Source organism: Pandoraea iniqua (genome assembly GCF_902459685.1).
GTDB classification, from domain to species: Bacteria; Pseudomonadota; Gammaproteobacteria; order Burkholderiales; family Burkholderiaceae; genus Pandoraea; species Pandoraea iniqua.
Genome location: NZ_CABPSF010000010.1, coordinates 212,528 through 233,569 on the forward strand (window position 1 = coordinate 212,528; position 21,042 = coordinate 233,569).

Below are 21,042 nucleotides of genomic sequence, written 5' to 3' on the forward strand. Positions count from 1 at the left end.
ACAGGGCTTGGCGGATGCTGTGAACGCGCAGGTGTCACCAGAGAACCCGGCGATACCTGCGCGACCCTTGTTACCAGCATCAAGCCATCGAACTGAGCGTGCGGCGAAAACGTCGCAGCGAGATGGCGAAGAACACGGCGCCAATCACGGCCAGCGCCACGAACTGCACCCACACGACGCCGATCCCGGCGCCTCGGAACAGGATCGCCTGCCCCAGCTCGACGAAGTGCGTCGTGGGTGCTGCGAGCATGATGTCCTGCACCACCTTCGGCATGCTTTCACGCGGGGTGTTCCCGCCCGAGAGCATTTGCAACGGCAGCAGTACCAGAATCAGCAACATGCCGAACTGCGGCATCGAGCGGGCCAGCGTCGCCAGAAAGATGCCCATCGACGTGGTCGCAAACAGGTGCAGCGTGGCGCCCAGCAGGAACAGTGCCACCGACCCGCCGATCGGCACATGCAGCGCGCCGCTCACGATCAGCCAGAGCGACATGGCCGCGGCGATCAGCACCACCATGCCCATCGACCAGACTTTCGCCAGCATGATCTCGGTCGGTGTCACCGGCATGACGAGCAAATGCTCGATGGTGCCGTGCTCCCGCTCCCGAATCAGGGCAGCCCCCGTCAGGATGATCGACAGCATCGTGATGTTGTTGATGATCTGCATGAGCGCGCCGAACCACGCTCGCTCCAGCGTTGGGTTGAACCGCACGCGCAACGCCAGCTCCACCGGCAGCTCGGCATTCGATCGGTATCGCTGGACGAATTCCCGCACTTCCGCCGAGACGATCTGCTGCACGTAACCGCTGCCCGAGAACGCCTGACTCATGCGCGTGGCGTCCACGTTCAACTGCACTTCCGCATGACGGCCCGCGAGCACGTCGGCCTGAAAGTTGGGCGGGATGTTCAGGGCAAACGTGTAAGCGCCTTCGTCCATGCCCCGGTCCACGGCGTCCGCGCTGATCATGCGCGGCTGCGTGAACTGCGGCGGGTAGAACGCGGAGACGATGCGTGCGGACAGCGGCGACGCGTCTTCGTCGACGATGGCGATCGGCGCCAGATGCAGCGTATCGGGCTGCGCGGTAGCCGACGAATACACCGAGGCCGTGAACGTGTAGATGATGAGCACGAGCATCATCGGGTCGCGCACCAGACTCCACAGCTCCTTCACGCCAAGCCGGTAGATGTTGGCCAGATGCCGCCGCCACGCGTGGGTGTTGTGCGGCTTGTCAGACCCGGCCGGGGTTTTCGCTGGCGCGACAGGAGGTGTCGGGGGCGTCGGTGGTGCCGGTGGTGCCGGCGGCGTTGGCGATTGAGGGGTCGAGGGGCTCGCCATCATTTGTCCTGTTTCTTGAGCAGCAGGATCGTGGCGCCCAGAATCACGGGCACGGCGACGAGCATCGGCCAGAAGGCATTGCCGAGGTCGGCAAACCCGAGCGCCTTGTTGAAGACGCCCCGGCTGATGATCAGCATGTAGGTCGCCGGGTAGATCTCGCCGATGAACCGGCCCGAACCCTCCATCGACGGCACCGGCGTGAGCATGCCCGAGAACTGAATCGCCGGGATCATGGTGCCGATCATCGTGAAGAACAGGGCCGCGATCTGGCTGCGGGTAAAGGTGGACGCGAGCAGGCCGATGCCTGTGGCAACCACGTTGAAGATGAAGATGGCTGTGAGCAACGTGAAGAAGCTGCCCTTGATCGGCACGCCGAAGAGCGTCACGGCGATCAGCGCCATGAGCAGGAAGTTCAGCATGGCGAGCGCCACGTACGGAATCTGTTTGCCGATGAGAAATTCGGTGCGGGTGACCGGCGTGACATACAGATTCAGGATCGATCCGAGCTCTTTCTCGCGCACGACGGACAGCGCCGTGAGCATTGCCGGCAACATCAGCAGCAACAACGGAATGACGGCGGGCACCATGGCCGGCAGACTCTTCACATCCGGGTTGTAGCGGTATCGAGTCTCGATGTCGAGCGAGGCGTTCGCGCGCACGCCGAGGCGTCGCAACGACTGATCGGCCAGCCAGTTCTGGTGCATCCCTTGTACGTAACCCTGCACGGTCTCCGCCCGCATCGGCATCGCGCCGTCGATCCACGCGCCGATCTGCACGTTCTTGCCGCGCGATACGTCGCGGGCAAAGCCCGGTGGAATCTCAATCGCCAATGCCAGTTCGCCGTTACGCAGGCGCCGGTCCATATCGTCGTAGTCGACGATCGGCGGCTGCTCGATGAAGTAGCGCGAGCCCGCGATATTGAGCGCGTAGTTCTGACTCAGCGTGGTCTGGTCACGATCAAGCACGGCGTAGCGCAGGTCTTCCACGTCCATGCTGATGCCGTAGCCCATCACCAGCATCAACACCAGCGAGCCGACGAGCGCCAGCGTGGCGCGTACCGGGTCGCGCTGCAACTCCAGCGTTTCGCGCCACAGATAGCTGATCATGCGGCCGAACGAAAACGCTTTGCGTTGCGTGTGTGCGGTCTCAGTGGGCGCTGCGGCGACGGGTTCGGTCTTCGGCGACTCGGGCGCTTCAGGCGTGCCGCCGCCCGCTTCCACGAGATATTCGATGAACGCCTGCTCCAGCGTCGCGGCGCCCTTGTCTTTCGTAATCTTGGCGGGCGGGTCCGAGACCAGCACGCGCCCGGCGTGCATCAGCGAGATGCGGTCGCAGCGGTCGGCCTCGTTCATGAAGTGCGTGGAGATGAAGATCGTCACGCGGTCGCGCCGCGAGAGCTCCACCAGCAGGCGCCAGAAGTTGTCGCGTGCCACCGGATCGACGCCGGACGTCGGTTCATCGAGAATCAGCAACTCGGGCTGATGCACCATTGCCACGGCGAGCGACAGGCGCTGACGCATGCCGAGCGGAATGCTGTCGGGCAGGGCGTCGAGCACGTCGGCCAGACCGAAGCGCAGCACCATCTCGTCCACGCGCGCGCTCACTTCCGCCTCGGGCACGTGAAACAAACGCGCGTGCAGCACCAGATTCTGATGCACGGTCAGCTCGGTGTAGAGCGAAAACGCCTGCGACATGTAACCCACGCGACGGCGGGTATCGATGTCTTTCGGATTGACCTCGCGACCGAATAGCCACGCTTGGCCTTCGCTGGCTTCCAGCAGGCCGGTGAGCATTTTCATCGTGGTCGATTTGCCGCAGCCGTTCGAGCCGAGAAAGCCGAAAATCTCGCCGCGCTGAATGCGGAAATCCACATGATCGACCGCTACGAAATCGCCGAAGCGCATCGTGAGGCCCTTGGCTTCGATGGCAATCTCGGTGTGTTCGTCGATATGCAGCGGCGGAATGACGACGGGCTCATAACCGAGTTTCTTGTCGTCGGGCAGCAGATCGATGAACGCCGCTTCGAGATTGTCGCGATGCGTACGGGCGAGCAGCTCGGCCGGCGTGCCGGTCGCGAGCACTTTGCCTGCGTCCATCGCCACCAGCCAGTCGAAGCGCTGCGCCTCGTCCATATAGGCGGTGGCGACGATCACGCTCATGGTCGGCCGCTCGCGGCGAATGCGCGCAATCAGATCCCAGAACTGTGCGCGGGCGAGCGGATCGACGCCGGTCGTCGGCTCGTCGAGAATCAGCAGGTCGGGATCGTGAATCAGCGCGCAGCACAGACCGAGCTTCTGCTTCATGCCGCCCGAGAGCTTGCCCGCAGGCCGTGCGAGGAAGGGGGCTAGCCCGGTGCTGCGCGTCAGGTCGTCAATGCGGCGGCGACGCTCGGCGGCGTCGTGCCCGAACAGGCGCGCGAAGAATTGCAGATTCTCTTCGACGGAGAGCGTCGGATACAGGTTCTTGCCCAGCCCCTGCGGCATGTAAGCGATGCGCGGGCACACGAGGTCACGGTGCACCTTGCTGGCCATGTCGCCGCCGAGCGCTTCCACGGTGCCCGTTTGTACCGCGCGCGCGCCGGCAATCAGCGAGAGCAGCGTGGACTTGCCCACGCCGTCCGGGCCGATCAGACCGACCATGCGGTTCGCGGGGATATCGATCGAAACATCGTCGAGTGCGACGGTCTTGCGGCCGTAACGCAGCGTGACACCCGCAACGTGCACGACGGGCATTGCGCTGTCGCTTTCGTTACCGCTGCCGCTGCCGCCGGCAGGAGGAGGGAGGGGCGCCGTCATGATGCGGCGCTCACTGCGGCAGCTTGGTCTGCAACTGGGCCGGCCACGCTTCCTGACTATCGGTCTTCACCCACGCGACACCGGGCAGGCCGGTCTTCACGAGTTTCAGATGCTGTTGCAGCAGTTCGGGCGAAATTTGCGCGCGCACGCGGAACATCAGCTTCTGGCGCTCGCTCTCGGTTTCCACCGTCTTCGGTGTGAACTGCGCGGTGCTCGAGACGAACGAGATGTTCGCGGGAATGACGAACTGCGGCGCGGCGTCGAGAATGATGCGCGCTTCGGCACCCATGGCGAGACGCCCGGCCACGGTTTCGGGCAGGAAGAACGTCATGTACACGTCCGACAGATCGACCAGATTCAGTACTTTTCCACCGGCCGCCAGCACTTCGCCGGGCTGCGCCACGCGGTATTGCACGCGGCCGTCTCGCGGGGCTTTCAGGTCACTGTCGGTGATGTCGGCTTCGATGCGGTTGACGGTGGCCTGCGCGGCTTCGACGGTCGATTTGGCACCGGTGACTTGCGCGTTGGCCGCTTCCACTGCCGATTGCGCGGCGGCGATCTGTGCGCGTGCAGCGTTCACGGCGGCGCGCGAACTGCGCACGCGCGCGCGGTCGTCATCGAGCTCCTGCACCGACGACGCGCCTTCCTTCGAGAGCGTTTCCGAGCGGGCGAGACGGCGTTGGGCAGCATCGAGTTCGGCTTCGCGTGCGGCGGCGTTGGCTTCTGCCGTGGCCTTGTCCGACACTCGGGCCGCGGCTTGCGCCTGAATGGCGGCGACGTTGGTGACGGCCTGCTGATACTGCGCACGCGCTTCGTCACGCTGCGCGTTGAGCGTGTCGATCTGCATCTTGGCGAGCACTTGCCCCGCTTTGACGAAGTCGCCTTCCCTCACGTAGATATCCAGCACGCGCCCGCCGAGCTTGGTGGCGACGTCGACTTCGGTGGCTTCGATACGTCCGTTGCCGCTGGCAAAGCCTGCCCCCGGGCCGGTGTGGCTATAGGTCTTCCATCCGTACCAGCCCAAGCCGATGACGACCAGCACGATCAGTGCGGGAACCAGTTTCTTGGCGTTCGGAAGCGTCATGTTCGTTGACCTCTTGATTATTGGACGGGCTGCGCAGGGGCTGTGGCCGCCGTGCCGGAGACGCTTTGCGTCGAGGGCACGATCACACGTGGCGTGCGTGCGAACGGACCACCGGGCGCGTCGGCCGCGGGCATCAGGCGGCTGCCGCCGCCAAGCGCCGAGTAGAGCGAGACGCGCGCCGAGAGCAGCGCGCGGCGCGTCTGCACCGTCTGTTGTTCGATAGCGAGTAAATCGCGCTGGGCGTCGAGCACTTCGAGGAAGGCTGCGGCGCCGTGGTCGTAACGCAATTTGGCCAAACGAGCGCGCTCGGCTTGCGCGTCCTGCGTCGCTTGCAGAATCGTCACCTGCTGGGCGAGCCAGTGACGCGCGCTCAGTGCGTCGGCCACATCGCGAAATGCGCCCTGAATCGTCTTCTCGTAGTTCGCGACCGATTCCACGCGCCGTGCTTCGGCCAGATCGAGATTGTTCACGAGACGCCCGCCCTGAAAGATCGGGATATTGATGCTCGGTGTAAATGCCCACGCGGCACTGCCGGCCTTGAACAGGCCGTCGAGTGCGCTGCTGGCCGTGCCTACCGATCCGGTGAGCGTGATCTGCGGGAAGAACGCGGCACGCGCGGCACCGATGTTCGCGTGCGCGGCGCGCAGTTGATATTCGGCGGCGATGATGTCGGGGCGGTCTTCGAGCAACGCCGACGGCAGGCCGGGTTCGAGATCGCGCATCAGCGCGGCATCGTCGACCGTACGGTCGAGGGCGCGCGGTGAGGTATCGATGGGCGCGCCCACTAAGACCTGCAAGGCATGCGCCTGCACGGCACGCTGTTGTTCAAGCTGCGTGACCAGAGCGCGCGCTTGTTGCCACAACGTGGTGACTTCGGTCAGATCGAGCTTCGACGTAGAACCGACTTGCTCGCGGCGCGTGAAGATGCGCAACGACTCGGCGCGGCTGTCGACGGTTTGCTGTGCCAGCGTAAGGCGCTCGTCGTATTCGCGCAGGCTCAGCCACGTCTGGGCAACTTGCGTGATCAGGCTCAGTTCGAGCGCGCGGCGGGAGGCGTCGGACGCCAGATAGTCATCCAGCGCGGCATCTTTCAGATTGCGAATGCGGCCCCAGAAGTCGAGCTCCCATGAGGCGAGGCCCAGTCCGACCTGATATTGACTGCTGATATACGGGTTGCCGGTGAGGCTCAGATCGCCGGGCAGACGCTGACGGGTTTCACTCGCGCCCACGCCCAGTGACGGAAACAAATCGGCGCGTTGAATGCCGTACACCGCACGCGCCTGCTCGACACGCGAGAGCGCCACGCGCAAGTCGCGGTTATTGGCCAGCGCGGTTTCGATGAGACTGCGTAACTGCGGATCGGCAAAGTACTCGCCCCAGCTCAACGTGGCGGCGGGTTGCGATGCAGCGGTTGCGGGTGAGGTGGATGCCGTCGGTGCTGTGGGTGCATCGGGCGCCCAAGCGCCTGCGATCGGCGCCGCGGGGCGCTCGTAGGTCGGCGCCATCGAAATACACGCGCTCAGTGTGCTGAGTGCGGTCACGATAAGTGCGGCTTTGGCAGACGTCGCGAGGGTATTCGCAACGCCCGAACGCCTACGTGAATTGCATGGTTTCGCCATAGATGTTTCGGCCTCCCGAAGGACATGCCAACTATAGCGTGGTGACGTCAATCGGCGTATACCAAAGTGGCCGAAAAAAAGCGAACGGTTGTGCTAAATCAACAAGGGCCCCGAATCGAGTAGAGGATCGATTCGGAGCCCTGCTTATTTCAGCGCTTATGCCTATGAAATATAAGTAAAGCGCTCGCGTTTCAAACAGCAACCGGCTTCACTTTGGTGCAACGCCGTGCGGATCAGTACTCGGCGTCGAGTCCGTCCTGCACCTGCTCGGCAGCGCGCAACACGGCGCGTGCCTTGTTCTCCGTCTCTTGCCATTCCGATTCGGGGACCGAGTCGGCAACGATACCGGCAGCGGCTTGCACATAGAGGTTGCCGTCCTTCACGATGCCCGTGCGAATGGCGATCGCCACGTCCATCTCGCCGCCGAACGACAGGTAGCCCACGGCGCCGCCGTACAGGCCGCGCTTGACGGGTTCGAGTTCGTCGATCAACTCCATGGCGCGAACCTTCGGTGCGCCGGTGAGCGTGCCTGCCGGGAAGGTGGCGCGCAACACGTCGATGTTCGACAAGCCGTCTTGCAGGCGGCCTTCGACCGAGCTCACGATGTGCTGCACGTGCGAGTACTTCTCGATGATCATCTTGTCGGTGACTTCTACCGTACCGGTTTGCGCGATACGGCCCACGTCGTTGCGCGCCAGATCGATGAGCATGACATGTTCGGCAATTTCCTTCGGATCGCCAAGCAATTCGGTAGCGAGTTCCGCATCGCGCTCGGGCGTGGCGCCACGCGGGCGGGTGCCGGCGAGCGGGCGGATCGTCACGATTTCATGCACGCCGTCCGGCGTTTGACGACGCTCCTGACGCACGAGGATCTCGGGCGACGCGCCGACCACCTGAAAGTCGCCGAAATTGTAGAAGTACATGTACGGCGACGGGTTGAGCGAGCGCAGGGCGCGATACAGCGAGAGCGGCGAGTCGCGATACGGCTTGATCAGGCGCTGGCCAACCTGCACCTGCATCAGCTCACCGGCTGCGATGGCTTCCTTGGCCTTCGCGACGGCGGCCAGATAGTCGGGCTTGGCGAATTCACGGAAGGTTTCGGTGCGCACGCTGCCGGAGGTGACCGGCGCGTCGACGGGCGCCTTCAGGCGGGCGCGCAGATCGCGCAGTCGCAGGCGCGCCTTCGAATAGGCTTCGGGCTGCGTCGGGTCGGCGTAGATGATGAGATAGAGCTTGCCGGTGAGGTTGTCGATCACGGCGAGTTCTTCCGTGAGCAGCAACTGGATGTCGGGCAGGTTCAGGTCGTCGCGCGGCGTGGTGTGCGCGAGCTTCTTCTCGATGTAGCGCACGGCGTCGTAGCCGAAGTAACCGGCGAGACCACCGGCAAAGCGCGGCATGCCCGGGCGCAGCGCGACTTTGAAGCGCGCCTGAAACTGGGTGATGAACTCGAGCGGGTCGCCCTCGTGTGTTTCGACGACGACGCCGTCGCGCACGACTTCGGTCTTGGGGCCGAAGCTGCGCAGCAGCGTGTGGGCCGACAGGCCGATGAACGAGTAGCGGCCGAAGCGCTCGCCGCCGACGACCGATTCGAGCAGGAAGGTGTTCGCACCGCGCCGGTCGCCCAAGGCCAGCTTGAGATAGAGCGAGAGGGGCGTGTCGAGATCGGCGAAGGCTTCGGCGATCAGGGGAATGCGGTTATAGCCTTCGTTGGCCAGCGATTTGAATTCGAGTTCGGTCATGGTGCACTCTGCCTGCAAGTTTGCCGGCGGGTGGTCCCGCAGATTCGGCGTGGATTGGCGTTAAGAAAACCTGAAAGGTATTTCGGGGAGGCCGACCTGCGGTCGAACTGCATCGCTCGTGCACTCCTCGTCGCCTGCCGGTCTGCGCGCGCACCGTCAATACGCGCAAGCGTACGGCGGTGCGACGACAGAATCGTGTCTTGACGAAGACGCGCGCCGTGCAAAACGGCGCGTGAGTGCAGCAAATCTTGGGAACAACAACGATGCAAGAAACGGGTTGCTGAAGACGAGCTCCAGCGGTCCCGGCCACCCTGTGAGAAGGGTTTAGCAGGACCAGCGTCGCCAGGGCCAGGCCCCCCGGTCGATCACGCTCAGACTCCGTTTCTTGTTCAGGAACATGCGTTTGAATGCAGTGTGGAAGTTGGCAATGCGCTGAAGGGTTTCAGCCAGCCAGTGAGGGCGTCGCCTTGGGCACGATGGCCCGGGCAGCGCCCAGAATTGAGCCGACTATACCATCGGTGTCAATCGTTTGTATAGATTCGCCATGGTTGTAGCCGTACGGCACCGTGAGCGACCGGCAGCCCGCTGCGCGCGCCGCCTGAGCGTCGTTGCCCGAGTCGCCGACGAGCACCGCCTGTGCCGGTGCCACCCCGAACGCTTCGCAGGCTTTCACGAGCGGCATCGGGTCGGGTTTGCGCTTGGGCCACGAATCGCCGCCGTAGACGAGATCGAATTGGTCGAGCAGGCCGTAGTGCTCGAGCAGGCCGATGGCGAAGCGATGCTGCTTGTTGGTGATGCAGGCCACCGGCAAACCGGCAGCGCGCAATGCGGCCAGACCCTCGCGTACTTCCGGGTAGAGCGCCGTGTTCTCGCCGTTGATCGACGTGTAGACGGCTTCGTACGTGTCTTGGGCGCGGCTGAAGTGGGCGTCGATCTCGGTCTCCGAGAAGCGCTCGGCGAGCGTCTTGCGCACCAGATTGGCCGTGCCCTTGCCCACGAACGTCATCAGGCGCTCGGCCGGCACGGGGGCAGCCCCCAAGTCGGCCAGCATGGCGTTCAGTGCAACGCCGAAGTCGCCGGCAGTGTCGACGAGGGTGCCGTCGAGGTCGATCAGCACCGCGCGGATGCCGTCCAGATGAATATCGTTCGGGGGGAGGGACATGGTGTCGGCCTTACTTCGTGGCGGGGGTAGCTTTCGCGGCGTTCGCCACGCTGGCCAGTTCCGCGCGCATCTGGTCGATTACCGCCTTGTAGTCGGGCTTGCCGAAAATGGCCGAACCGGCCACGAACGTGTCGGCACCGGCCGCGGCGATCTCGGCAATGTTGTCCACTTTCACGCCGCCGTCGATTTCCAGACGGATTTCACGGCCGGTCTCGGCGGTGTAGGCGTCGATACGGGCACGCACCGCGCGCAGCTTGTTGAGCGCTTCGGGAATGAACGACTGGCCGCCGAAGCCCGGATTGACCGACATGATGAGGATCATGTCGAGGCGGTCCATCACGTGATCGAGGTAATTCAGCGGCGTGCCCGGGTTGAACACCAGGCCGGCCTTGCAGCCGTTGTCGCGAATCAGGCCCAGCGTGCGGTCGATGTGTTCCGAGGCTTCCGGGTGGAACGTGATCAGATTGGCGCCGGCCTTGGCGAAGTCCGGCACGATGCGGTCAACCGGGCGTACCATCAGGTGCACGTCGATGGGCACGTCCACGTGGGGGCGGATGGCTTCGCAGACCAGCGGGCCGATGGTCAGGTTGGGAACGTAATGGTTGTCCATCACGTCGAAGTGAATCCAGTCGGCACCGGCGGCCACGACGTTACGGACTTCTTCGCCCAGCCGGGCAAAGTCGGCGGACAGGATGCTGGGGGCGATGCAGAATTGCGTCATGGCGTGATGGGGCTGGAGCGTCAAAAGCGCTATTTTAAAGCTTTCGCCTGACGCCTGTCTGAAAGCCGGTTGCCCCGTGCGACGACTTGCCGCAGAATGCCTTGCAAATCAAGACGACACGCGCTGGACGCGCGGCGGGTGCCCGAATCGAGGGTATCGGCGCCGCCAGCGTGACCAGACAGACCCAAATACCGCACGTATGCGCAATAGGAACACCCGATGAGCCAGTATGAATTTACCGTCACGGTGCGCCCGCAATACTTGCCCGAGCAGTCGGAACCGGATCGCCGGCAATTTGCCTTTGCCTACACGATCACGATTCGCAACAGCGGGGAAGTGCCTGCGCAATTGATTTCGCGCCATTGGGTTATCACCGACGGCGACAACAAGGTGCAGGAAGTCAACGGACTGGGCGTGGTTGGGCATCAACCGTTCCTGCAACCGGGCGAACAGTTCGAATACACGAGCTGGGCCATGGTCGGCACGCCGGTCGGCACCATGCGCGGCGAATATTTCTGCGTAGCCGAGGACGGCACGCGCTTTGAAGCGCCGATCGCCGAATTTGCGCTCACCATGCCGCGCACCCTGCATTGAGGGGCGGCATGAGCGAGGCGGGGAACGCAGGGAAGGAGGCTGATCAGCGGCGGTCGTCGGACCAGTCTTCGCGTTTGAGCGGGTCGTCCAGCGGCTTGGTCGACGCGCGGTCCGCTGGGTCACCGGCATCGATGCCGTCGACCGTATCGCTCGGCATCGGTCGGATCGGCCGCGCCGGCGCTTCCCGCATCTGGCGCACCCGGCGCGTGGGCGAGGGCCTGCGGCGCATCACAACAATCGCGGCGACGATCACGATCGCCAGCAAGACTTCCGGCAAGACCAGCAAGGCCGGATATTCATCGAACAAATTACCCATGATGCTTTCCCTGAATGTGTTCGGGCGGTGGCGTGCCGGCCGGGGCCTGGCGATCGCCGCGTTTGCTGCATTGCTGTACGGATGTTCGAGTGTGCCGCCGAAGGACGCCTATCGTCCAGGCACACCGCCGTCGAACGTGCCTTCGCCACCGACCGGGGCTGGCCGCATGCAGGCCGTGTCGTGGTCGCAAGTCGACGGCTGGCAGGACGATTCGCTGATCGGCGCGCGGCTCGCGCTTGCGCAAACCTGCGTCAAGCTGGGCCGGCAGAGCACGTGGCAGCCGGCCTGCCGCGCCGCCGAGCATCTCGACGATCTGGACCCGGCCTCGGTGCGTCAGTTCTTCGAGCAATACTTTACGCCGTTTCGCATTGCCAACTCCGATGGCACGCAGTCGGGCCTGATCACCGGCTATTACGAACCGCTGCTGCATGGTTCGCGCGTGCGCAACGGCATCTATCAGACACCGCTCTACCGCTGGCCGGCCGGGCGCAAGGTGGGCTCGCTGCCCGCACGCGCCGAGCTTAACCGCAGCGGCATCCTGCGCGGCAACGAGTTGGTCTATGTCGACGACCCCATCGAAGCGTTCTTCCTGCAAGTGCAGGGCTCCGGTCAGGTGCTGCTCGACGATGGCACGGTCATGCGTGTGGGCTACGGCGGCAACAACGATCAGCCGTACAAGTCGATCGGCCGCTGGCTGATCGATCGCGGCGAGATCACCGCGGCACAAGCGACCATGCAGGGCATTCGTGCTTGGGCGCGCGCCAATCCGTCGCGTGTCGATGCGTTGCTCGACGTGAACCCGCGCTTCGTGTTTTTCCGCGAAATGCCGAATCACGGCGTGGGCGGTATCGAAGGGCCGGTTGGTGCGTTGGGCGTGCCGCTGACCGCCGAGCGCTCGATTGCCGTCGACCCCGCGTCGATTCCGCTGGGCAGCCCGGTGTTTCTCTCGACCACCCGTCCGCCGTTCGGGCCGCAGGCCAACGCGCCGATCAACCGCCTGATGTTCGCGCAGGACACCGGCAGTGCCATCAAGGGCGGCGTGCGCGCCGACTTCTTCTGGGGGCTGGGCGACGACGCCGGCGATCTGGCCGGCCGTATGCGGCAGAGTGGCCGCATGTGGGTGTTTCTGCCGAATCAGTGAGAAATGCGCAGTGAGAAATGCGCAGTGAAAAATGCGCAATGAAGAAAGCGCAATGAAAAAAGCGCAATGAAAAAAGCCCGCGAGTTTCGCGGGCTTTTTTTGTAACGACTGGCGAGGAACGCGCCGCTCAACGCGGACGCTTATCCACCACCCGGCGTGCCTTGCCGACCGAGCGCTCGATGCCGCCCACCGGACGCACGCGCACGGCGCACGACACGCCGATCAGCGTCTTGATGTCGCGCTTGAGCTCGCTGCCCGCCGACTTCAGTGCCGCGTCGTCATGGCAGCCCACGGCGGCTTCGACGTCCACTTCCATCGTGTCCATTGGGCCTTCCTTGTCCAGCACGATCTGATAGTGCGGCGAGAGCACCGGCTGGCGCAGCAGCAACTCTTCGATCTGCGACGGGAAGACGTTCACGCCACGGATGATCATCATGTCGTCCGAGCGGCCGGTGATCTTCTCCATGCGGCGCATCGTGCGTGCCGTACCCGGCAGCAGACGCGTCAGATCGCGCGTGCGGTAGCGGATGATCGGCAGCGCTTCCTTCGTGAGCGACGTGAACACCAGTTCGCCGAACTCGCCGTCGGGCACCACTTCGCCGGTTTCCGGATCGATGATTTCGGGGAAGAAGTGGTCTTCCCAGATCGTCGGGCCGTCCTTGGTTTCGGCGCATTCGCACGCCACACCCGGCCCCATCACTTCCGACAAACCGTAGATGTCGACCGCATCGATGCCCATGCGCTTCTCGATCGCCAGACGCATGTCGTTGGTCCACGGCTCGGCGCCGAAGATACCAATGCGCAGCGACGACTCAGAGGCCGCCATGCCCTGACGCTCGAGCTCGTCGGCAATCGCGAGCATGTAGCTCGGCGTGACCATGATGATGTCGGGCTTGAAGTCCTGAATCAGTTGCACCTGCTTCTCGGTCTGGCCGCCGCCGAACGGAATCACCGTCAGGCCGGCGCGCTCGGCGCCGTAGTGGGCACCGAGACCGCCCGTGAACAGGCCGTAGCCGTAGCTCACGTGCACCTTGTCGCCGCGACGTGCGCCCGAGGCGCGAATCGAGCGCGCCACCAGATCGGCCCACGTGCTGATGTCGTTGGCCGTGTAACCGACCACCGTCGGCTTGCCCGTCGTGCCCGACGAGGCGTGAATGCGCGAGACCTGTTCCATCGGCACGGCAAACATGCCGAACGGATAGCTGTCGCGCAGATCCTTCTTGGTCGTGAACGGGAACTTGGCCAGATCGGCCAGCGTGTTCAGATCATCCGGATGGACGCCGGCCTCGTCGAACTTGCGCCGGTACACCGGCGAGTTCTCATAGGCATGCCGCAGCGTGGTCTTCAGGCGTTGGAGCTGAAGGGCGCGCAGTTCGTCGAGGCTCGCTTTCTCGATCGGATCGAGCGGCAAGGCGGTGGTCATGTCTGTCTCCTTGGGGCTTACGTCTTACACATACTGTTTGTTTTGCTCGCGAGCACCGGCCCGCGCACTGCCAGACGGCGTCAGATGACGCTGCCCTTGATCTGGGCGGACTTGCCGCGGAACATCGCCACGACTTCGCCGGCCGAGTTGGTCACGCGAATGTCGTAGATGCCGTGACGGCCCGACAGCAGTTGTTCCTGCGCTTCGGCCGTGAGCGTGTCACCGCCGGACACCGGCTTCAGGAATTCGATGCTGCAACCGGCCGCGACCGTGTTGATGTTGTAGCTGTTGCAGGCGAACGCGAAGGTCGAGTCGGCCAGCGTGAACATCAGGCCACCGTGGCAGATCGCGTGACCGTTGAGGAATTCGTCGCGCACGCGCATCGTCATGCGCGCGTAGCCCGGGCGCACTTCCTGCAACTCCATGCCGAGCCACTGGCTGGCGCGGTCGGTGCTGTACATCGCTTCGCCGGTGGCGCGGGCCAAGGCTTCGGGCGACAGGGTTTCCGGGGATGCGGCGTTTCCTGCGGGGGCGGTCAGGCTCATGGTGTCTCTCGTCTCGTCAGTCTTATGAAGTCTTGTTAAGTCTTCTTATGGTCTGGTCTCTCGCGCGGCGCGTGTGGTTTTGGCGGTTCGTGTGCGTCGCTGCTTTTTCTTCGAATGCTATTTCGGTACTGAAAAATTAACGGCCTTCGAACTTCGGCGCGCGCTTTTCGAGGAATGCGTTCACGCCTTCGGCATAGTCGTACGACGCGCCCAGTGCACGCTGGCCATCGCGCTCGAGATCGAGCTGCTGGTCGAGCGTGTTGGTGGCCGACGCGTAAAGCGCTTCCTTGATGGTGGCGAGCGCGCGCGTCGGTTGCGTCGCGAGATTCGTGGCGAGCTTGTTGGCTTCGGCCGTCAGCGCGTCGTCGTCGACGCAGCGCCAGATCAGACCCCACTCGGCGGCTTGTTCAGCCGAGAGCTTGTCGCCGAGCATCGCCAACGCCATCGCCCGTGCCATGCCGATGCGTTGCGGCAGGAACCACGTACCGCCCGTGTCAGGCAGCAGGCCGATCTTCACGAACGCTTGCAGGAAATTCGCCGAACTGGCGGCGAGCACGATGTCGCAAGCCAGCGCCAGATTGGCGCCCGCGCCCGCAGCAATACCGTTCACGGCGGCAATCACCGGCATCGGCATCGCGCGCAGTTTGCGCACCAGCGGGTTGAAGTTCTCGTCGATCAGCGCGCCCAGATCGGTCGAGGCGCCCAGCGTGAAGTCGAGATCCGCCAGATCTTGTCCCGCGCAGAAACCGCGCCCGGCACCGGTCAGCACAATGGCGCGCGCGCCTTGTGCCTGTGCGGCGTCGAGGGCTTCGCGAAGTTCGGCATGCATCTGCCGCGTGAAGCTGTTGAGCTTCTCCGGGCGGTTGAGCGTGATCGTGGCGACGTTGGCTTCCAGCGTCAGTTGAATCGTGGCAGTCATCGGGGGCTTCCTCCGGGTGTCTCGTGCAGGCGCGTGATCATGTCGTCAGTGGATATGACCACGCGCGCCAATGGACTCAAGTGCGATCAGACACGCTCAATAGCGATGGCGATGCCCTGACCCACGCCGATGCACATCGTGCACAGCGCGAAGCGGCCACCGGTGCGGTGCAGTTGATACATCGCGGTCGTCACCAGACGGGCGCCCGAAGCGCCGAGCGGATGGCCCAGTGCAATGGCGCCGCCGTTCGGGTTCACGCGGGCATCGTCGTCGGCAATGCCGAGTTGGCGCAGCACCGCCAGCCCTTGGCTCGCGAAGGCTTCGTTCAGTTCGATCACGTCGAACTGGTCGAGCGTCATGCCGAGTTGCTTGAGCAGCTTGAGGGTCGCCGGCGCCGGGCCGATGCCCATGATGCGCGGTGCCACACCCGCCGTGGCCATCCCCAGCACGCGAGCGCGCGGCGTCAGGCCATGCAGCTTGGCGGCGCTTTCGCTGGCCAGCAGCAGGGCGCATGCACCGTCGTTCACGCCCGAGGCATTGCCTGCGGTCACCGAGCCGTCCGGGCGCACAACGCCCTTGAGCTTGGCCAGCGATTCGAGGCTGGTCGCGCGCGGGTGCTCGTCGTGTTCGACGACGATCGGGTCACCCTTCTTCTGGGCGATCGAGACCGGCGTGATTTCCTGAGCCAGCGTGCCGTCGGCTTGCGCGCGAGCGGCCTTTTCCTGACTGCGCAGGGCGAACAGATCTTGATCGGCGCGGCTGATCTTGAAATCGTCGGCGACGTTCTCGGCCGTCTCCGGCATCGAGTCCACGCCGTATTGCGCCTTCATCAGCGGATTGATGAAACGCCAGCCGATGGTCGTGTCGAAGATGGCGGCCTGACGCGCAAATGCGCTGTCGGCCTTGCCCATCACGAACGGGGCGCGGGTCATCGACTCGACACCGCCTGCGATCATCAGGCCGGCTTCACCCGCCTTGATGGCGCGCGCGGCGCTGCCGATGGCATCCATGCCCGAGCCGCACAGACGGTTGAGCGTGGCGCCCGGTACGTCGATCGGTAGCTCGGCCAGCAGCGCAGCCATGCGGGCGACGTTGCGGTTGTCTTCACCGGCCTGATTCGCGCAGCCGTAGATCACGTCATCGATCGCGCGCCAGTCTACGTTCGGATTGCGCGCCATGAGCGCCTTGAGGGGAATGGCACCGAGGTTGTCGGCGCGAACGTCCTTCAGGGCACCGCCGTAACGGCCGATGGGAGTGCGGATCGCGTCGCAGATAAAGGCTTCGGTCATGATGTCTCGTTCCTGTCTTGGAAGGCGGGGTTCGCGCGGTGCGGTGGAGTCGGGCGATGCGTGCCTCGCATGCCACCCGTACCACCGGTATCACCGTCCCGCGAGGAGTCACTATGGTAGTGACTTCCCGCTGCCGGTGCGCGCGTTCGCGCTCTCTCTATATATAAGGGTGCTGTGTCGCTCGGGTGTCGTCTGACCGTCTTAGGCGGCGCCCGCGTCGGACTTGGCCGGCACGTGGTGACGGCTCTGCACGACACGGAAGCGATTGGCCACGAAGGCGGCGTCGGCGAGGCTGGCGTTGGCGGCCGGGTTGCCGCCCGTGCCGTGGTAGTCCGAGTACGCCGCCGACTGGTTCACGAACACACCGCCGGTCAGATTCAGCGACAGGGCCACGCGGCCTTCGATGGCGGCGTCGAGCGCCTGCGCTTCCCCTTCGGCAGACGTCGTGTAAGCCGACAGCGTCAGGGCGCCATGTTCGGCGGCGATGCGGCCGGCCAGTTCGAAGGCTTGCTTGCCGCTGTCCACGGCGATCACGAAGGCGATCGGGCCGAACCATTCACGCGTGTAGACGGCGTCGTCGGCCACATCGAGCGCCACGATCAGCGGCGTGCGCACGCGGGCGTCGGCGAAGGCCGGGTGTTGCAGCGTCTGACTGTCGAGTACGACGCGGCCGACCTTGCGGGCTTCGTCGATACGGGCGAGCACGCCTTCGTTCTGAATGGCGCCGAGCAGTTCGACGGCCTTGGCCGGGTCGCTGCACGTCTTTTGCACGCTGCCGGCAATGGCAGCGACGACGTCGTCGAACGACACCTTGCCTTCTGCCGTCTGGATGCCGTCGCGCGGGATGTAGATGTTCTGCGGTGCCGTGCACATCTGGCCCGAGTACAGGGCGAGCGAGAAACCGATGTTGCGCGCCACGCCCTTGAGGTCGTCGGCCGAGTCGATCACGATCTGGTTCACACCGGCCTTCTCGGTGTAGACCTGCGCCTGACGGGCGTTGGTTTCGAGCCAGTCGCCGTTGGCCGTGCTGCCGGTGAAGTCGATCACACGCACTTCGCCGCGCTTGGCCAGTTGCTGGACGATTTCGCCGTCGTTCGGGTTGGTCGCGGCAAGCGTCACCACATCCGGATCGAAGCCGGCTTCGGCGAGCACCTCACGGGCGATCTTCACGGTGATTGCGAGCGGCAGAATCGCGCCCGGGTGCGGCTTGACGATCACGGCGTTGCCGGTGGCGAGGCTGGCGAACAGGCCGGGGTAGCCGTTCCACGTCGGGAACGTGCAGCAGCCGAGCACCAGCGCGACGCCACGCGGCACGACGGTGTAGCGCTTTTCCATCGCGAGCGGCGGGTTCTTGCCTTGCGGCTTTTCCCAGTAGGCGTCGGCGGGGATGCGGCGCAGTTCGTCCCATGCGTAGGCCACGGCTTCGAGGCCACGATCTTGTGCGTGCGGACCGCCGGCCTGAAACGCCATCATGAAAGCCTGACCGGTCGTGTGCATCACGGCGTTGGCCATTTCGAAGCTGCGCGCGTTCAGGCGCTTGAGAATTTCGAGCGACACACCGACCCAGGCGTCCGGGGTGGCGGCGCGGTACGTCTTGTGCGCTTCGCTCACGCGGGCGAGCAGGGTGTCGATCTCGAAACCGGGGTAGGTCGTGCCGAGCGCGAAGCCGAACGGCGACGCTTCCTGACCGGCGCTGCCGGTGCTGCCGCGCTGTTCGAGCGGGAAGGCAGCGTTCAGATATTGCTTGAAGGCGGCTTCACCGTCGGCGGCGGCCGTCTCGCCATAGGCGCGCGGGCTCGGCATTTCGGTAAACGGACTCCAGTAACCACGCGTGGCGATGGCCTGAAGGGCGCGCTCAAGGGTCTCTTGGTGTTTGGCGAAGAGGGGATGGGTCATGGTGGCGGGTCTATCCGTATCGGAGTGCGGCTGGCGGGTTCGCTGTCTGCCCGCACCCCCTCGCGAGCGAGGACCTGCGGGCGGCGGAGACGGCATGCTGTCATTCGGTCGTCGTCAACATTAATTGACCGACCGGTTGGTTTGTTAATATAGCATCAAATCTTTCGGGCGTGGCAGGTCATGACGCCGGGTTTTCCCCGAATTTTTCGGCGACCCGGATGGGCGGCGGGGCGGGCTCCGGCGGGCCGTTTGCATGGCGGAACGGGAGGTGCGTGGGCGGGGGAACGATGGCATCATGCCTATCCACTACAGTCGACGCCCGGCCGGCCGCAATCCGTGGTCTGCCGCCCGCGCCGCCGTGCTGCTGCGAACCGGCAGCGCGCCCATCGCCTTATGCCTTACGGCTGTTTCCGGCGGCTGCGCTGACGCTGCTGTCATGAGCGTCGCGCAGGTGCCAGCCCCTGAATCACAAGACGAGACTTTGACTGGAGGAACAAGAGGATGACGACGTACGAGAACATTCTGGTGGAGACGCGTGGCCGCGTCGGTCTGATCACGCTGAACCGCCCGAAGGCCCTCAACGCGCTGAACGACGCGCTGATGGACGGACTGGGCGCCGCGCTGACGGCGTTCGACGCCGATGAGGCGATCGGCTGCATGGTGATCACCGGCAGCGAGAAGGCTTTCGCGGCAGGCGCCGACATCGGCATGATGTCGAAGTACACCTTCGCCGATGTCTTCAAGGGCGACTACATCACGCGTAATTGGGAGACGGTGCGCCGCATCCGTAAGCCGGTGATCGCGGCGGTCTCGGGTTTTGCGCTGGGCGGCGGGTGTGAGTTGGCCATGATGTGCGATTTCATCATCGCCGCGGACAACGCCAAGTTCGGCCAGCCGGAAATCAAGCTCGGCGTGATCCCGGGCGCAGGCGGCACGCAGCGCCTGACGCGCGCCGTGTCGAAGGCGAAGGCCATGGACATGTGCCTGACGGCGCGCTTCATGGACGCCGCCGAAGCAGAACGTGCCGGGCTGGTGTCGCGCGTGGTGCCGGTCGCGACGCTGCTCGATGAAGCGCTGGGCGCGGCCAATACGATTTGCGAATACTCGCTGCCGGTGGTGATGGCAGCCAAGGAAGCGGTGAATCGCGCTTTCGAATCGACGTTGGATGAAGGCGTGCAATTCGAGCGCCGTCTGTTCCATTCGCTGTTTGCGCTTGAAGATCAGAAGGAAGGCATGGCGGCGTTTGTTGAAAAACGTAAGCCGGTTTTCAAGCATCGCTGAAACTGAGTGAGAAACTGGGACGGCCTCCTTTTTGGAGGCCGTCGTATGTTAGGCTGCCGGTTTTTTCAGCAAGGACGAGACGATGTCGATGAAGCGACGTGCATTTGCGCTGGCCCTGGTAGTGTCTTCCGGGCTGTTGTTGGGTGCCTGCGGGAAGAAAGAAGAAACGGCTGCCGGCCGCTCGGTCGGGCCGGATGGCTCCCAGCCTGTCTACGTCGTGGGTTCGGACGCCGCCTATGCGCCGTTCGAATATGAGACCGACACCCGGCAGATCGCCGGCTTCGATATCGATGTGATGAAGGCCGTCGCCGACAAGGCGGGTATTGCGGTGCGTTTCATCAACACGCCGTTCGAGGGCATTTTCAATTCATTGGTGCAGGGCGATCGCGACATCCTGATCTCGGCGATCACGATTACCGATGAGCGCCGCAAGCAAATGGACTTCTCGACGCCTTATTTCGAAGCGTCGCAATTGATTGCCGTGCCGGCCAACTCGAGCGTGAAGAGTTTTGACGATCTGAAGTCGCTCAAGGTGGGGGTGCAGACGGCCACGACGGGCGATGAAGTCGTCCAGAAGCTGATGGGCAAGAACAACCCGGCGGTTAAGCGCTTTGAAGGCACGCCGCTCGCCATGAAGGAACTGGAAGCTGGCGGTGTCGATGCGGTGGTGGCCGATAACGGCGTCGTGGTGAACTTCATCGCGAACAATCCCAACGCCAGCCTGCGCACCGTGGCGGACAGCAACTTCCCGAAGGAGTATTACGGGATTGCCGTGCGCAAGGGCGATGCCGAGTTGCTCGCGAAGATCAATAAGGGGATCGAGGCGGTCAAGGCCGACGGTACGTACGACGCCATCTATCAGCGTTACTTCGGTAAAAAGTAACGGCTCAGGTGCATGGAATAAGGAAAAAGCCCCGTCGTGACGGGGCTTTTTCATGGCTTTTCAAATTATTTTCACAAAGTGCTTGCCAGCGTTCGGGGTTTTCACTAATATTCCGTCTCTCGCAACGACAGCGACGCAGCGAAAGCGGCGAAGCAGGAAGATGCGACGGGCTGGAAAGCCCGGTGGTTAGTGGTTTTAGAGCTTGTGAGTCGCTACGGCGATGAGCGAAAAGAAGCGAAAAAAACTGTTGACGACGACGAGAAGCTGCGACATAATCTCACTTCTCTGCTGCTGATGCA

At 64.0% G+C, this 21,042-nt stretch carries 17 protein-coding genes; 4 read left to right on the forward strand and 13 right to left on the reverse strand.

The genetic code is table 11. The annotated features are described in order from the left end of the window. Positions 1–79 precede the first annotated feature (79 nt). From PIN31009_RS25935 to rpe, 7 genes are all read right to left on the reverse strand, one after another. Positions 80–1,339 carry an ABC transporter permease gene (locus tag PIN31009_RS25935; protein ID WP_246185861.1) on the reverse strand — a complete coding sequence of 420 codons (1,260 nt, stop codon included), beginning with the start codon at positions 1,337–1,339 and terminating at the stop codon, positions 80–82. Next, positions 1,336–4,131: a ribosome-associated ATPase/putative transporter RbbA gene (rbbA, locus tag PIN31009_RS25940; RefSeq protein WP_174997400.1), complete on the reverse strand. Its 2,796-nt coding sequence runs from the start codon at positions 4,129–4,131 to the stop codon at positions 1,336–1,338. Before rbbA ends, PIN31009_RS25935 begins: the two co-directional genes overlap by 4 nt. Before the next feature lie 10 nt (positions 4,132–4,141). Beyond that, positions 4,142–5,215, reverse strand: coding sequence for an HlyD family secretion protein (locus PIN31009_RS25945; RefSeq protein WP_150686572.1), 1,074 nt, complete (start codon positions 5,213–5,215; stop codon positions 4,142–4,144). A 17-nt stretch (positions 5,216–5,232) separates the two neighbouring features. Continuing rightward, positions 5,233–6,834 (reverse strand): efflux transporter outer membrane subunit, encoded by a 1,602-nt coding sequence (locus PIN31009_RS25950; RefSeq protein ID WP_150791983.1) that lies wholly within the window; start codon positions 6,832–6,834, stop codon positions 5,233–5,235. 233 nt (positions 6,835–7,067) lie between these two features. After that, complete coding sequence (gene trpE / locus PIN31009_RS25955; protein WP_058376220.1) at positions 7,068–8,573, reverse strand: anthranilate synthase component I; 1,506 nt, start codon at positions 8,571–8,573, stop codon at positions 7,068–7,070. A 442-nt stretch (positions 8,574–9,015) separates the two neighbouring features. Then, positions 9,016–9,735 (reverse strand): phosphoglycolate phosphatase, encoded by a 720-nt coding sequence (locus PIN31009_RS25960; protein ID WP_150791984.1) that lies wholly within the window; start codon positions 9,733–9,735, stop codon positions 9,016–9,018. A 10-nt stretch (positions 9,736–9,745) separates the two neighbouring features. Next, on the reverse strand, positions 9,746–10,456 hold the full coding sequence (gene rpe / locus PIN31009_RS25965) for a ribulose-phosphate 3-epimerase (protein ID WP_150686568.1): 711 nt from the start codon (positions 10,454–10,456) through the stop codon (positions 9,746–9,748). A 219-nt stretch (positions 10,457–10,675) separates the two neighbouring features. On the opposite strand from rpe, the gene apaG reads away from it, so the two are divergent. Further along, entirely contained in the window at positions 10,676–11,050 is a 375-nt protein-coding gene (gene apaG, locus PIN31009_RS25970; RefSeq protein ID WP_058376217.1) for a Co2+/Mg2+ efflux protein ApaG, read from the forward strand. 43 nt (positions 11,051–11,093) lie between these two features. On the opposite strand, the gene PIN31009_RS28010 is transcribed toward apaG, so the two are convergent. Beyond that, positions 11,094–11,366: a hypothetical protein gene (locus tag PIN31009_RS28010; protein WP_174996275.1), complete on the reverse strand. Its 273-nt coding sequence runs from the start codon at positions 11,364–11,366 to the stop codon at positions 11,094–11,096. Here PIN31009_RS28010 and mltA point away from each other — a divergent pair. After that, a complete protein-coding gene (mltA, locus tag PIN31009_RS25975) occupies positions 11,365–12,507 on the forward strand; it encodes a murein transglycosylase A (RefSeq protein ID WP_246185862.1) in 1,143 nt (380 codons plus the stop codon). The two genes, PIN31009_RS28010 and mltA, sit on opposite strands and share 2 nt — an antisense overlap. Positions 12,508–12,634: 127 nt before the next feature. On the opposite strand, the gene paaK is transcribed toward mltA, so the two are convergent. The 5 genes from paaK to paaN form a co-directional block, all read right to left on the reverse strand. Further along, complete coding sequence (gene paaK / locus PIN31009_RS25980) at positions 12,635–13,930, reverse strand: phenylacetate--CoA ligase PaaK (RefSeq protein ID WP_058376214.1); 1,296 nt, start codon at positions 13,928–13,930, stop codon at positions 12,635–12,637. A gap of 80 nt (positions 13,931–14,010) precedes the next feature. Continuing rightward, positions 14,011–14,475 (reverse strand): hydroxyphenylacetyl-CoA thioesterase PaaI, encoded by a 465-nt coding sequence (gene paaI, locus PIN31009_RS25985; protein ID WP_140413332.1) that lies wholly within the window; start codon positions 14,473–14,475, stop codon positions 14,011–14,013. A gap of 136 nt (positions 14,476–14,611) precedes the next feature. Next, on the reverse strand, positions 14,612–15,394 hold the full coding sequence (paaG, locus tag PIN31009_RS25990) for a 2-(1,2-epoxy-1,2-dihydrophenyl)acetyl-CoA isomerase PaaG (protein WP_150791985.1): 783 nt from the start codon (positions 15,392–15,394) through the stop codon (positions 14,612–14,614). Positions 15,395–15,480: 86 nt separating this feature from the next. After that, on the reverse strand, positions 15,481–16,683 hold the full coding sequence (pcaF, locus tag PIN31009_RS25995) for a 3-oxoadipyl-CoA thiolase (RefSeq protein WP_150791986.1): 1,203 nt from the start codon (positions 16,681–16,683) through the stop codon (positions 15,481–15,483). Between the two features lie 201 nt (positions 16,684–16,884). After that, positions 16,885–18,579 carry a phenylacetic acid degradation protein PaaN gene (gene paaN, locus PIN31009_RS26000; RefSeq protein ID WP_150791987.1) on the reverse strand — a complete coding sequence of 565 codons (1,695 nt, stop codon included), beginning with the start codon at positions 18,577–18,579 and terminating at the stop codon, positions 16,885–16,887. Positions 18,580–19,080: 501 nt separating this feature from the next. Here paaN and PIN31009_RS26005 point away from each other — a divergent pair. Beyond that, positions 19,081–19,860: an enoyl-CoA hydratase gene (locus tag PIN31009_RS26005; protein WP_150791988.1), complete on the forward strand. Its 780-nt coding sequence runs from the start codon at positions 19,081–19,083 to the stop codon at positions 19,858–19,860. A gap of 82 nt (positions 19,861–19,942) precedes the next feature. Continuing rightward, a complete protein-coding gene (locus PIN31009_RS26010) occupies positions 19,943–20,743 on the forward strand; it encodes a basic amino acid ABC transporter substrate-binding protein (protein WP_150791989.1) in 801 nt (266 codons plus the stop codon). Positions 20,744–21,042: the final 299 nt, after the last annotated feature.